At 69.0% G+C, this 13,302-nt stretch carries 12 protein-coding genes, 1 pseudogene and 1 riboswitch; of the genes and pseudogenes, 7 read left to right on the forward strand and 6 right to left on the reverse strand.

The genetic code is table 11. The annotated features are described in order from the left end of the window. Positions 1-399: 399 nt before the first annotated feature. Together VJ655_RS10335 and VJ655_RS10340 are read right to left on the reverse strand one after the other, a co-directional pair. Positions 400-1,137 (reverse strand): annotated as a pseudogene (locus VJ655_RS10335) (DEAD/DEAH box helicase); the annotation flags it as partial. 43 nt (positions 1,138-1,180) lie between these two features. Continuing rightward, positions 1,181-1,936, reverse strand: a complete 756-nt coding sequence (locus VJ655_RS10340; protein WP_324110973.1) for an SIMPL domain-containing protein — start codon at positions 1,934-1,936, stop codon at positions 1,181-1,183. Between the two features lie 113 nt (positions 1,937-2,049). Between VJ655_RS10340 and VJ655_RS10345 the strand changes: the two genes are divergently transcribed. The 3 genes from VJ655_RS10345 (at position 2,050) to VJ655_RS10355 (ending at position 6,165) form a co-directional block, all read left to right on the forward strand. Next, a complete protein-coding gene (locus VJ655_RS10345; RefSeq protein WP_324110974.1) occupies positions 2,050-4,905 on the forward strand; it encodes an ATP-dependent DNA helicase in 2,856 nt (951 codons plus the stop codon). Positions 4,906-4,979: 74 nt separating this feature from the next. Then, complete coding sequence (locus tag VJ655_RS10350) at positions 4,980-5,240, forward strand: hypothetical protein (protein WP_324110975.1); 261 nt, start codon at positions 4,980-4,982, stop codon at positions 5,238-5,240. A gap of 175 nt (positions 5,241-5,415) precedes the next feature. Beyond that, a complete protein-coding gene (locus tag VJ655_RS10355) occupies positions 5,416-6,165 on the forward strand; it encodes a hypothetical protein (RefSeq protein ID WP_324110976.1) in 750 nt (249 codons plus the stop codon). A gap of 239 nt (positions 6,166-6,404) precedes the next feature. Here VJ655_RS10355 and VJ655_RS10360 read toward each other — a convergent pair whose 3' ends face one another. Both VJ655_RS10360 and VJ655_RS10365 read right to left on the reverse strand, forming a co-directional pair. Beyond that, positions 6,405-7,082 (reverse strand): aspartate/glutamate racemase family protein, encoded by a 678-nt coding sequence (locus tag VJ655_RS10360; protein ID WP_324110977.1) that lies wholly within the window; start codon positions 7,080-7,082, stop codon positions 6,405-6,407. Positions 7,083-7,092: 10 nt separating this feature from the next. Beyond that, the gene (locus VJ655_RS10365; RefSeq protein WP_324110978.1) at positions 7,093-8,106 is read right to left on the reverse strand and encodes a D-cysteine desulfhydrase; all 1,014 of its coding nucleotides are present in this window, start codon (positions 8,104-8,106) and stop codon (positions 7,093-7,095) included. Between the two features lie 143 nt (positions 8,107-8,249). Between VJ655_RS10365 and VJ655_RS10370 the strand changes: the two genes are divergently transcribed. From VJ655_RS10370 to ypfJ, 3 genes are read left to right on the forward strand one after another with little or no spacing between them, the layout of a single operon-like run. Then, positions 8,250-8,807 carry a hypothetical protein gene (locus VJ655_RS10370; RefSeq protein WP_324110979.1) on the forward strand — a complete coding sequence of 186 codons (558 nt, stop codon included), beginning with the start codon at positions 8,250-8,252 and terminating at the stop codon, positions 8,805-8,807. A gap of 48 nt (positions 8,808-8,855) precedes the next feature. Then, positions 8,856-9,251 (forward strand): hypothetical protein, encoded by a 396-nt coding sequence (locus VJ655_RS10375; protein WP_324110980.1) that lies wholly within the window; start codon positions 8,856-8,858, stop codon positions 9,249-9,251. A 7-nt stretch (positions 9,252-9,258) separates the two neighbouring features. Further along, positions 9,259-10,107, forward strand: a complete 849-nt coding sequence (gene ypfJ, locus VJ655_RS10380) for a KPN_02809 family neutral zinc metallopeptidase (protein ID WP_324110981.1) — start codon at positions 9,259-9,261, stop codon at positions 10,105-10,107. A gap of 3 nt (positions 10,108-10,110) precedes the next feature. On the opposite strand, the gene VJ655_RS10385 is transcribed toward ypfJ, so the two are convergent. Both VJ655_RS10385 and VJ655_RS10390 read right to left on the reverse strand, forming a co-directional pair. Beyond that, positions 10,111-10,632 (reverse strand): RidA family protein, encoded by a 522-nt coding sequence (locus VJ655_RS10385; protein WP_324110982.1) that lies wholly within the window; start codon positions 10,630-10,632, stop codon positions 10,111-10,113. A gap of 69 nt (positions 10,633-10,701) precedes the next feature. After that, positions 10,702-11,472: an alpha/beta hydrolase gene (locus VJ655_RS10390; protein WP_324110983.1), complete on the reverse strand. Its 771-nt coding sequence runs from the start codon at positions 11,470-11,472 to the stop codon at positions 10,702-10,704. Between the two features lie 160 nt (positions 11,473-11,632). Beyond that, a riboswitch (TPP riboswitch) is annotated at positions 11,633-11,738 on the forward strand. 73 nt (positions 11,739-11,811) lie between these two features. Between VJ655_RS10390 and thiC the strand changes: the two genes are divergently transcribed. Further along, the coding region (gene thiC, locus VJ655_RS10395) for a phosphomethylpyrimidine synthase ThiC (protein ID WP_324110984.1) at positions 11,812-13,302 on the forward strand (1,491 nt) is incomplete at its 3' end.

The following is a 13,302-nucleotide window of genomic DNA, read 5'->3' on the forward strand; positions in this document are numbered from 1 at the left end:
AGGGGATGCGGAGCGCCGGACGTTCGTCCGGAGGTTTGGGTAGTGAGTACCGTTTCGACGAAGCCAGGACGCTCCGCGCGGTCGTTATCCGGTGAGCCCTCGACGCGCGGGGTCTTAACCCGCTTCCGAAAGAGGCCCCCGGCGGGCGGGCCGGGCTGGCGACCCGGTCCCCGGACCGTCCGAGCGATTTCAGCCCGAACCCATCCCGCTCGACCACCCCCGACAGCCGTCACGATCGCCGGCCGGACGTCCCTTCCAAGCCATCGGGTGAGGAAGAGTATGGCGGCGGTTTTGAACGCGGATCATTCGGGAGCGCGTAAAAGTCGGAAGCGATTGATTTTGTGGGCTTCTAGGCCGTGAACACCGAGGATAGAGCGCCGCCAACGCCCGTAGTTCCTCCCCCGCGTTGCGGGGGAGGTGGCCCGAAGGGTCGGAGGGGGCCAGCGCGGCCGACCTCCAGTTCGCCCCCTCCGTCGGCTCCGCCGACACCTCCCCCGCGAGCGGAGGAGGATCTCTGTTCCACCCCAGCCACTTCCGCACGAGGTCCGGGTCGTCGACCGTCGCCGACAGGCCCACCCGCCGCATCGACGGCGCGAACATCTGCAGTCGCGCCAGGCCCAGGGCCAGGAGGTCGCCGCGCTTGGACGGCCAGATGGCGTGGGCCTCGTCGACGATCACGCAGCGCAGGTCGGCGAAGTACTCGCGCGCGCCTTCCCAGGCGCAGAACAGCGCCAGTTGCTCCGGCGTGGTCAGCAGGATGTCCGGCGGCCGGATCCGCTGGCGGGCCTTGCGGCTCTCGCCGGTGTCGCCGGTGCGGCTCTCGGCCACGATCGGCAGGCCCATCTCGCGGATGGGGGTGAGTAGGTTGCGCTCGACGTCGACGGCCAGGGCCTTCAGCGGCGAGATGTAGAGGGTGTGCACCCCGGCCGGCGTATTGCGCGGCGGGCGTTCGGACAACTCGATCAGGCTGGGCAGGAAGCCGGCCAGGGTCTTGCCGCCGCCGGTCGGCGCGATCAGCAGGGCGCCGCGCCCCTCGCGGGCCTTGTCCAGCATGGCCAGTTGATGCGCGCGCGGAGCCCAGCCGCGAGAGGCGAACCAGTCTCGGAACTTCGGGGGAAGGGCGTCGCCTGCGGACATCGTCCGCGATATAGCATGTTCCCCTTCTGTTTCGTCCAGCGGATTACGGTTCCAGGCCGTAGGTCACCATGACCCGGGCCGTTCGGACAATCGGCTGGGGCGCGTAGGAGAGGGGCGAGGCCAGTTGCACGGGCGGGACCGGCAGGGGCGGAGGCGGCGGCGCGTTGACGGCGGAGCCCGTGACAACGATCGGCGTGGCCTGATTGTCCTGCACGCGAATGATCGGTCCCAGTTTAACGCCGGATGCGACCGCCAGCAGCTCGGCTTGGCGCTTGGCGTCGGCGACCGCGTCACGCATCGCGGCGTCCTCGAGCGCGCGTTCGTCGGAGACGCCACCGCCTGAAGCGTTGAGGTCGAAGCCGCCGATCTGGACCACCAAGGACGCCGCGTCGCCAGCCTTCGTGGCCGGGGTGACTCGGAGCTGGAAGGTCTGAGTGGCGACGAAGCCGACGACGGCGCAGTCGCCACTGGTCAGTTGGGGATTGCCATAGCCCCGGTTCTCACAGCCCTTGCCGCGCACTTCGCGGATCTGGAGGTTGGTGCTGCGGGCCTCGGTGGCGGGCTTGCCGGGCAGCTTGGGCAGGCTGGCGTCAACCTTGGCCTGGACGCCGGCCAGCGCCTTCACGGCCTCGGGCGAGGTCGCGCCTTCACCGCGTAGGGTGAAGTTCAAGAGGGCGTAATCGGCGGGCCGCTCGGCGCGACCGCTGCCGATCACCGCGATCGTCGGCGGCGGGACCTCCGCCGCCATCGCGGCCGAAGCGAAGGCGAGCAGGCAGGGGGCGAGGGCGAGATGGCGCACGGCGCAGCTCCATTTGGGGTTGTGCGAAAGTATTCGGGGGGCAGGGCGGATTGGCAACCGGCGTTTCGCAGCGTTCCCTTTCTGTTTCGGCGCTATTTTGCTAACAGACTCGCGTGACCGCCTTCCCGCCGACTCTGGATCTGGCTCCGGCCCTGGTCGTCCTGCCCGGGCCGCGCGCCGGCGTGGCCGATGGCGGCGGCGAGGGGCGGATGCTGCGCGCGCCCGACGCCCGCGACCTGTTCGAGCACGGCCCGGTGCTGGTGGCCCACGCGGCGATGACCGCGCGCCGCCTGAACCTGTCGCCGCCCTCGCGAAACCCGCGCCTGTTCGACGTTCTGGAGCTGCAGGCCTTCGTGCGACCCGGCGCGTTCTGCGCTCCCTCGGCGGTCGGCCTGGCGATGGCCTTGGGCTTGCCCGAACCGCACGGCGCGGCCGAGCAAGCCCAGAGCCTGCGCGAAAGCGCCGACGCCCTTCTGCGCGAGTTGGCCCTGACCCCCGTCCCCTCGCGGGAGGAGGCGCTGGCGGTCGCCGAGACGCTCGCCAAGGCTGGCTGGTCTTGGGGACCGGCGGTCATCGGGGCCCTGAGATCCGTCCCGGTCGGCAACCAGTTTCGCGGCTCGGGCCTCGACGTCTGGGCGCGTCTTCCGGAGTGGGAGGACCAGGCTCCGCCCGGCGAGCCCGGTTCGCGTCCGATCGATCCCGAGCGGGCCGGCCAACGCCTGGTCGAGCTGCTGCAACGTTCGGGTCTGGATGAGATCCGCGAGGCTCAGATGACCTTCGCCAAGGAGGCCGCCTACGCCTTTCAGCCTCGCGAGCGGGAAGGCGAGCCGCGCATGATGCTGGCCGAGGCCGGCACCGGCGTCGGCAAGACCCTGGGCTATCTGGCCCCGGCCTCGCTGTGGGCCGAGGCCAACGGTCCCTCCGTCTGGGTCAGCACCTACACCCGCGCCCTGCAGCGCCAGATCGAGCGCGAGAGCCGCTCCATCTATCCCGATCTCAAGGAGCGGGCCAGGAAGGCGGTCGTGCGCAAGGGACGGGAGAATTATCTCTGTCTTCTGAACTTCCAGGAACAGATCAACGGCGCCCAGCTGGGCAATGGCGACCTGATCGGCCTGGCCCTGACGGCGCGATGGGCGCGGGCGACCCGCGACGGCGACATGACCGGCGGCGACTTCCCGGCCTGGCTGCCGACGCTGTCGGCGGTGCCGCCCTCGGCCCAGGCCAGCGCCTCGAACCTGGTCGACCGGCGCGGGGAGTGCATCCACGCCGGCTGCCAGCACTATCGGATCTGCTTCATCGAGAAGGCCGTGCGGGCGTCAAAGCGCGCCGACATCGTGATCGCCAACCACGCCCTGGTGCTCACCCAGGCCGCCTTCGACGGTGCGCGGACGGCGCGGGGCCTGAAGGGCGATAACGAGACCACCAGCCTCAAGCGCATCGTCTTCGACGAGGGCCATCACCTGTTCGAGGCCGCCGACAGCGCCTTTTCCGCAGCCTTGTCGGGGGCGGAGGCCGCGGAGCTGCGGCGCTGGATCCGTGGGCCCGAGGGGCGCGGCCGGCGTGGCCGGGGGCTGGAGGCGCGGCTGCTCGACATCCTGGGCGACCGCGAGGGCGCGCGGGGCGCGATGAGCCAGGCCATCCACGCGGCGGCGGCCTTGCCTGGCGAGGGCTGGTCTGGTCGGGTCGCGCCGCCGGATGGCCAGATCAATCCCATTGGACCGATCGAGAACTTCCTGGTCGCGGTGATCGAGCAGTTGCGGGCCCGCACCAGCGAGCGGGGCGGGGCGGACCTTGGCCTGCAATGCGACGCGCGGCCGGCCACCGATCTGGTTCGCGAGCGCGCGCCCGAAGCCGCCAAGGCCCTGGCCGCCATCGAGGCGCCGCTGCTGGCCCTGGCCCGCGCCCTGGAGGACGTGCTGGACGAGGAGGCCGAGCACCTGGCCCCATCCGAGCGGGCGCGCATCGAGGGCGCTCTGCGCGGGCTGGACCGTCGCGCCCGCATGACCCTGCCGGCCTGGCGCTCGATCCTCAAGGCGATCGAGGAAGACGACGTCGATCCTAGCGAGACCGATCCGGACTTCGTCGACTGGTTCGAGGCCACCTTCCTGTACGGCCGCGTCGTCGACGCCGCCTGCCGTCGCCATTGGGTCGATCCGACCGAGCCGCTGCGCGCGGCGGTGCTGTCGCCGGCTCACGGGGTGCTGGTGACCAGCGCCACCCTGGTCGACCCGGCCCTTGAGGATCCGTTCGCCCTGGCCGAAATGCGCACCGGCGCGGCGCGACTGCCCTCGGCGCCCAAGGTGCTGCGGCTGGTCTCGCCGTTCGACTATGAGAACAACGCCAGGGCCTTCGTCGTCACCGACGTCAACAAGGAGGACCCGCGTCAGGTTTCGGCCGCGATGCGGGAGCTTTTCCTGGCGGCCGGCGGCGGGGGGCTAGGCCTGTTCACGGCGATCCGCCGGCTGAAGGCCGTGCACGAGCGCATCGCCGCGCCCCTGGCCGACAACGGTCTGGCTCTCTACGCCCAACACGTCGATCCGCTGGAGGTAGGGGCGCTGGTCGATATCTTCCGCGCCGAGGAGGACGCCTGCCTGCTGGGCACCGACGCCATCCGCGATGGCGTCGACGTGCCGGGACGGTCCCTGCGCCTGCTGGTGTTCGACCGCGTGCCCTGGCCGCGTCCGGACGTGCTGCACAAGGCCCGCCGCCTGCGTTTCGGCGGCAAGGGCTATGACGACGCCGTGGCGCGGGCCCGGATCAGTCAGGCGTTCGGCCGCCTGATCCGCCGCGCGGATGATCGCGGTGTGTTCGTCATGCTGGACGCCGCCGCGCCGACACGCCTGTTCTCCAGCCTGCCCGAGGGCGTTACGATCCAGCGGGTCGGGCTTGTCGAGGCCATCGAGGCCACCGCGGAGTTCCTCGCCAAGACGGGCGCTTCAGGGGCGGCCGACGATCTGGCGACTTCCTGACTCAAAGCCGTCGAAATTCTGCAATCGAGACGGCCTAGAAGACCGCCTTGGACGGCCAGTGCAGGAGCGTAGCGATGATCAGACATGCAGACCCCGCGATCGACGAAGGCGCCACCCCCGCGCGCGCCCGCTCGGCCCGCGCGCTCGTCCAGGCGGTGCGCTGGCGCACCGGGCTCTCGCAGGCCGAGTTCGCGACGACCTTCCACATCGACCTAAGCCTGCTGCAGGACCTGGAGCAGGGCGACGCCAAGCTGGACGCGGCCCTGGCGGCCTATCTGCGCGTGATCGACCATGCGCCGGAGGTCGTGCGCGCGGCGTTGGGGCGCGCGTCCTGAAGCGTCTTGGCCCTTCGAGGCGGCCGCGAACCATCAGGGCCGATCGACGCTTCCGAGCAACCAAGAATTGAAATTGTCGCCTTCTACAACTTTTTACGAAAAGTTTACGACGGAACGATGACGCTGGCTCGTGTGAGCAAGGAGGCGAGAGCGCCTCGCCGGGTCGGAGCGTCGTGTGCTCGAGCAGTTATTCTTCTTCCACAACCCAAAGGCCGGCGGCACATCCGTGGTCAGCGCGCTGGGCGATCTGTTCGCGGCGAAGCGCCGTTGCCCGCGAATCGAGAACGACGCCACCGAGCATGCCGAGCGCGCGGGTCGTTACGAGGCGTTCCGAGGCTACGATCTCTATGCGGGCCACTTCGGCCACGACATCTATCGTATCGTGGGTCCGACGCTTCCGGCCGCCACCAACTTCCGCTGGCCTGTCGACCGCGTCGTGTCGCTGTATCGCTATTTCCGACATGTCGTGGAGATCACCGACGCCGAGGCCCGCGATCCGCGCTGGCGATCGGTTAGCCTGGCCAAGCGCCTGACGCTGGACGACTTCGTGACCTGCGACGATCCGGCCGTGGTGTTGCACACCTACGACCACCACTATCGCCAGCTGACGGGTTCGGGGTGGTCTCCGATCTACGAGCAGGATCTGGCGGCGGCGCGAACCCTGATCGACGGGATGATCTGGTTCTATGTCTGCGAGCATCCGTATGAGTCGCTGGCCTGGGCGGACGCCGTATTCGAGGGGCGGCTGGCGAACATCGCGCGACTGAATGTCACCCGAGCCGAAGACACGGCCGAGGCGGCGCTTAGCCGGAAGGCCTATCGCCAGCTTCTCTCGCAAAACCAGAATGACATCGCGCTGTATCAGCATGCGCTTGGCCGACTGCTGGCCGAGGTGACCTCGACCGAGGCGCGCCTGATCGCCTAGAGCGCGTTCGAACGGCGCTCACACTTAAACCTAACGCGCTCCAGAGCGCGCCGGCCGCGACCTCCTGCGACAGCGCGACGCGTTGCCTGGAGGACGCCGTTCGGCGAAGACCTGTCCCGAAAGTTTCGAGGCGACGCCGCCGCGCCTGTCCGGGCAGCGGCCGACGCCGTCCTGTTGGGGAACAGGACAACGCCCCCGGGTCTCCAAGAGGCCCGAGGGCGTTTTCGTTTTTGAGCCGGCTAGTCCTGAGCCTGGGCCAAGCACACCGCCACGCAGCGGCGCGCGAGCTCTTCGGTCGCATCGAGGAACGGGACCGACAGGTCCGCCGAGGACAGCACCAGCGGCACCTCCGTGCAACCGGCCACCACGCTCTGAGCGCCCTTGCCGACGAGACGGTGAGCGAGGGCGGCCATGGTCTCGCGTGACGTCGCGCCGAGATCGCCATGCTTGATGCGATAGAGCAGGGCCATGAACTCGACCTGCTCGTGATCGTCCAGCATCACCACCTCGAGCCCCATGTGCGAGAACCGGTCGCGATAGAGGCCGAGCGCCATGCCCGTGCCCAGGACGCCGACCGTCGTCGCGCCTTGCGCCTTGGCGGCCAGGCCCGCGGCCTCCAGCATGTCGACGAGCGGCAGGCCGCTGGCCCGGACGGCGTCGGCATAGGCGTGGGCGGTGTTGCAGGCGATGGCCAGGACCTCGGCGCCGCTCTCGCGCAGACCCTCGGCCATGGCCGCGAGCACGGGCGCGGGGTCCTCGTCGCCGACATTGCGGTCGGGGACCTTTGGATTGATGTCGACCAGCACTCGCAGGTGATCCTGCTCGCGCTGGACCGGGGTCGCGGCCTGCAACTTGGCCAGGAAGTCCAGGGTGGCGGCCGGGCCCATGCCGCCCAGAACGCCGAGAACCTTGCTCATCGGGATCTCCTTAGCCCAGCGCGGGCTCCAGTACGCTTTGATAGCCGAAAAGACCCTGGGCGCCGCCGGTGTGCAGGAAGACGACGCGCTCTCCCCCCTTGGCCCCCTTGAAGGCGCCCTTGCGCGCCTGGTCGATCAGGCCCTTCATCGCCTTGCCCGAATAGACCGGATCCAGCAGCAGGCCCTCGGTGCGGGCCGCCAGGGTCAAGGCGTCGATGACGCCCTGGTCCACCAGGCCATAGCCTTCACCGACATAGTCGCAATCGGCCACCACGGCTTCGCGCCTGACCCGGCCCGCCGCGCCGATCGTCTCGGCGGTGGCGACGGCCAGGTTGAAGACGTTCTCTTCCTGCTTGGCCTTGGGCGCGCGGACGCCGAAGCCCAGGATCGGGACGTCGACCGAAAGGGCCGCGAAGCCCGCGACCAGGCCAGCATGGGTGCCGGCGCTGCCGGTGGCGGTGACCAGGCGATCGATCTTCAGGTCCATCTGGTCGGCCTGGACGATCAGCTCGCGGGCGCAGTCCACATAGCCCAGCGCCCCGACCGTGTTCGAACCGCCGCCGGGAATGACATAGGGCTTGCCCCCGCGCTGGCGCACGCTCGTCGCCGTGGCCTCCAGCTCGGCGACCATGTCCGCGCCGCTCGGGACGTAGCGGATCGCCGCGCCCATCAGCTTGTCGAGCAGGACGTTGCCATTGCCCATGTAGTCGGCGGCCTTGGAGCCGGTGCGCTCTTCCAGGATCACCTCGGTCTTCAGGCCAAAGCGCGCGCCGGCGGCGATGGTCTGGCGCACGTGGTTCGACTGGACCGCGCCCTGGGTCACCAGGGTGTCGGCGCCTTGGGCCAGGGCCTCGCCGAGCAGGAACTCGAGCTTGCGGGTCTTGTTGCCGCCGCCGGCCAGACCCGTGCAGTCGTCGCGCTTGACCCACAGGTCGATCCCGAGCTCCGCGCCGAGGCGGGGCAAGGGCTCCAGCGGCGTCGGCAGGTGGGCGAAGCGGGCGCGGGGAAAGCGGGCGAGATGCATGGTTGACGGTCTCTCACGGAGTCGTCCCCTGTTATCACGGCTGGAGACGAACGCGACGAGAAGGTGGGCGCGAAAGGCGTGTTGGTGGTATTCTCCAGCCGTGAGAGCCGGCGCGACGAACGACCGGCTCCAGGGAGGAAGACATGACCCGGATGATCCCCTACGCCGCGCTCGGCGCGGCGGCGTTTTTCGTTGCTGGAGCGGCCTTGGCCTCCACTCTGGTGATCGGCGGCGGCTCGGCCCAGGAGTGCTCCGACGCCGCCTTGAAAGGGCGTGCCGACGACCGCGCCGTGCTCGCCTGCACCACCGCCCTGGAAGTCGAGACCCTGAACTTCCGCGACCGCGCGCGGACCTATGTGAACCGCGGCGTGCTGCAGATGCGCCAACGTCAGTTCGCCGCCGCTCGCGCCGACTTCGACGAGGCCTCGAACATCGATCCCAACCTTGGCGAGGCCTATGTGAACCGCGGCGCGACCTTCGTTGGCGAAGAGCGCTATCGCGAGGGCATGGAGCAGATCGACAAGGGCCTGAGCTTGGGCGTCAAGGATCCCGAGCGCGCCTGGTTCAACCGCGCCCTCGCCAATGAAGGCCTGGGCGACCTTCGCGCGGCCTATAGGGACTATACCAAGGCCGCCGAGCTGAAACCGGACTGGGCGGCGCCGAAGGGCGAACTCGCGCGTTTCACCGTCAAACGTCCCTGACGTCGCCCGGCGACCTTGGGCGTCTCGATAAGGAGCTCGGAGTCCAAGGTGCGTAAGGCCTTTCTTCTGTCTGTCGGTCTCGCGGCCCTAGGCGGGGGCGCCGCGGCCCAAAGCCTGCGGGAGATCCAGGCGCGCAACGCCGCGGCGCACGCCTTGGAAGATGTCCGAAGAGATCTCCTGGCCAATCAGATCGAGGCCTCCAACGCCCAGGAGCGGGCCCGGACACAGGCTTTGTTGCGCGATCTCGCCACCGGTCGCGGGGAAGCGGGGCTCGGTTCGCTCCCGTTGACGGCGCCGGCCATTCGGACGCCGGACCCGGCGAGCGGAACGGTCGACCTGTCGGCGTCCATGGACCGGCTGGATCGTCTGACGCAGGATGCGCTCGCCGAAAGCAATGCACGCATGCGGGCCATTCGGCCCGCCAGCGAACCCAGGAAGGACTGAGGCCGACATGGAATGGGAAGGCGGTCGCCGTTCCGGCAATATCGAGGATCGGCGTGGTCTGGGATCGATTGGCATAGCTGGCGGCGGCATCGGCGCGGTGGTGCTGGCCGCCATCGGCTATTTCGTGTTCGGCATCGATCCCCAGACGACGATGCAGGCCACGCAGCAGTTGCAGCAGCCCGCCCAGCAGGAGGGTGTCCGGGGCCAGGTCTCGGATCGCGAGGGCCAGTTCGTCGATGTGATCGAAACCTCGAACCGCGAGGTCTGGACGCCGATCTTCCGTCAACAGGGCGTCGACTATCGGCCGCCGGAAGCCATCGTGCTCTACGAGCAGGCGACGGGCACCGGTTGCGGCACGGGTCGTTCGGCCATGGGGCCGTTCTACTGTCCAGCAGACCAGAAGGTCTATCTGGACCTGTCGTTCTGGCAGGAGCTGGAAGGCCGCTTCGGCGCGGGGGGCGAGTTCGCCCGCGCCTATGTGATCAGCCACGAGATCGGCCACCACGTGCAGCACCTGCTCGGCGCCGACCAGCAGGCCCGGCGCCTGGGCGCGCGCGGCCAGGAGAGCGGTTCGGTGCGGCTGGAGCTGCAGGCCGACTGTTACGCCGGCGTCTGGGCCGCGCACGCGGGCGAGGCCTCGGGCGGCAAGATCGTGATCAACCGCGCCGACATCCGGGACGGCCTGGGGGCCGCGGCGGCCGTCGGCGACGACACCTTGCAGAAGCAGACGCAAGGCCGGGTCGTGCCGGACAGCTTCACGCACGGCTCCAGCGCCCAGCGGACGCGGTGGTTCACGCGCGGCTATGATCAGGGCGATCCTTCGGCCTGCGACACCTTCTCGGCGGCGAGCCTCTAGAGCCTAGTTCGGCGGAATGTGGGCGATCAGCTGGATTTCGACGATCCCGCCGGGCGCCAGCAGCCCCGTCGTGCCGACGGCGGTCCAGGCGGGGTTCGGGCCCTTGATGAACTCGCTCTTCACGGCGTTGATCATCGCCAGTTGCTCCCGACGCGGGGCGGGCTGGTCGGGGCCTTCCCAGACGTGGAAGCTGTTGATCATGACGACGTCGTCGAAGCTGGCGCCCGAGGCCTTCAGGGTGTTGTCCAGGGCGGTGAAGGCGCGGCGAACCTGCTTCTTGAACGACTCCGGATCCGTGCCTTCGTCCTGGGCGCGTCCGACGATGACGCCCGAGACGTAGAGCATGTCGCCGACGCGGCGCGCCGGGGCGTACTTGATCTCGTCATAGGACTTCTGCTGGCGCTCGGTCGGGATGATCACCTCGCCGCCGGAGGCGGGTATCCTTTTCGGATAGGCCTCCTGAGCGAAGGCGGGCGCGGCGACGAGGGCGCAGAGGGCGGACAGGACCAGGGGGCGGACGGCCATGGACGGATCTCCGGAGAACGCTGGTTGTCGGATCGCCCGACTGGCCGCCGCCCGCAAGTGAAATAAAGGTCACCCAGCCGCCTTGAGGATCAGGTCGGCGATGGCCTGGGCGTGAGAGATCATCGACACGTGGCTGGATGGCAGCTCGATCGTTGTCGCCCCCATGCGCTTGGCCAGGAAACGCTCGAGATCGGGATTGGTCGTCTGGTCGTTGGCCGAAACCGCGTAGAAGCTGGGCTTCTCGCGCCAGGCGGCGACCGTGGTGCGGCCCGCGAACAGGTTGGCGGCGATCGGTTGCTGGACGGCGTGGAGCGCCAGGGCGCGCGCGGGTTCGACGTCGCCGGCGAAGTAGCGGACGAAGGCGTCCTTGGTCAGCCAGGAATATCCGTCGTGGGTCACGACACCCGCCCGGGCCGGCATGGTCGGATATCTGGCCGCCAGGGCGTTGAAGTCCTCGTCGGCGTCCGGCGCGCGCGCGGCGACATAGACGAGGGCGGCGACCTTCGGGTCGAGACCGGCCTCGGTGATCGGCACGCCGCCCCACGAGTGGCCGACCAGCACGGTCGGGCCATCCTGCAGCGCCAGGGCGCGCCGGGTCGCGGCCACGTCGTCGGTCAGCGAGGTCAGGGGGTTCTGCACCGCCGTGACATTGAACCCCTTGGCCTGCAGGCGCGGAATGACGTCGCTCCAGCAGGAGCCGTCGGCCCATGCTCCATGGACCAGGACGACGTTGCGGACAGCCGCGCGGGCCAGGGCGGGGGCGGCGGTCGAGAGACCGACGCCCAAGGCGCCTAGCAACAGGGCGCGACGATCCGGTTGGGAGAGGGAGGAAGGCGTCATGCCGATGGTCCAAGACTGGCCGCGGCGGAGACCCATTCTCCGTCCTGGCCGTCCCGCGACCATTCGGGCCGGGGCGGTCGAAGGATACATCGATGACGGCTTCGTGATCGGCGATGCGCTGCGGCGCTTGACCTCCACGTCAACGCGCCTAGTGTCCGACCTCTGTTCACCGGGGGGCCGCTAGCGCGGCTGAGATTGGGCGAATGCCCTGACCCGTAGAACCTGATCCGGGTCATGCCGGCGAAGGGAGGGAACGCGGACGCGGCCTAACATTCCGTCCGTCAGACCGACTCAAGCACGACACGTCCGGGTCTCCTTGAAGCTTGAGGAGCGCCCGAAATGAATATCCAGACCACTATCAAGTCCGTGGCCGAGACGATCTCGACGGGTCCGATCCCGGGCTCGCGCAAAGTCTATCAGGCTGGCGAGCTGTTCCCCGAGCTGCGCGTGCCGTTCCGCGAGGTGGCCGTCCACCCGTCGGCCAACGAGCCGCCGGTCACCGTCTACGATCCTTCGGGCCCCTATACGGATCCGTCGGTCGCCATCGACATCGAGAAGGGCCTGCCGCGCACGCGCGAGGCCATGATCGTGGCCCGGGGCGACGTCGAGATCGTCACCGATCCCCGCCAGGTGAAACCCGAGGACAACGGCTTCGCCCAGGGCAAGCACCTGGCTCCCGAATTCCCCGACGCCAACCGCACGATCTATCGCGCCAAGCCGGGCAAGCTGGTCACCCAGCTGGAATACGCCCGCGCCGGGATCATCACGGCTGAGATGGAATATGTCGCCATTCGCGAGAACCTGCGCCGCGAGCAGACCCGGCCATGCGTGCGCGACGGCGAGGACTTCGGCGCTTCGATCCCGGACTTCGTGACGCTCGAGTTCGTGCGCCAGGAAGTGGCCCGCGGCCGCGCCATCATCCCGGCCAACATCAACCACGGCGAACTCGAGCCGATGGCGATCGGCCGTAACTTCCTGGTCAAGATCAACGCCAACATCGGCAACTCGGCGGTGCTCTCCACCGTAGCCGACGAGGTCGACAAGCTGGTCTGGGCCACGCGCTGGGGCGCCGACACGGTCATGGACCTGTCGACCGGCCGCAACATCCACAACATCCGCGACTGGATCATCCGCAACAGCTCGGTGCCGATCGGCACGGTGCCGATCTATCAGGCGCTGGAGAAGGTCAATGGCGTGGCCGAGGACCTGAACTGGGAGGTCTTCCGCGACACCCTGATCGAGCAGTGCGAGCAGGGCGTCGACTACTTCACGATCCACGCCGGCGTGCGCCTGCCGTTCGTGCCGATGACCGCCAAGCGGGTCACCGGCATCGTTTCGCGCGGCGGCTCGATCATGGCCAAGTGGTGCCTGGCCCACCACAAGGAGAACTTCCTCTACGAGCGCTTCGAGGACATCTGCGAGATCATGCGCGCCTACGACGTGTCGTTCTCGCTGGGCGATGGCCTGCGTCCAGGCTCGACCGCCGACGCCAACGACGAGGCCCAGTTCTCGGAGCTGCGCACCCTGGGCGAGCTGACCAAGGTAGCGTGGAACCACGGCGTCCAGGTGATGATCGAAGGGCCGGGCCACGTGGCCATGCACAAGATCAAGGCCAACATGGACGAGCAGCTGAAGCACTGCCACGAGGCGCCCTTCTACACGCTGGGGCCGCTCACCATCGACATCGCACCCGGCTACGACCACATCGCCAGCGCCATCGGCGCGGCCATGATCGGCTGGATGGGCACGGCGATGCTGTGCTACGTGACGCCCAAGGAGCACCTGGGCCTGCCCGACCGCGACGACGTGAAGCAGGGCCTCATCGCCTAC

The organism is Caulobacter sp. (assembly GCF_035254145.1).
Classification (GTDB): Bacteria; Pseudomonadota; Alphaproteobacteria; order Caulobacterales; family Caulobacteraceae; genus Caulobacter.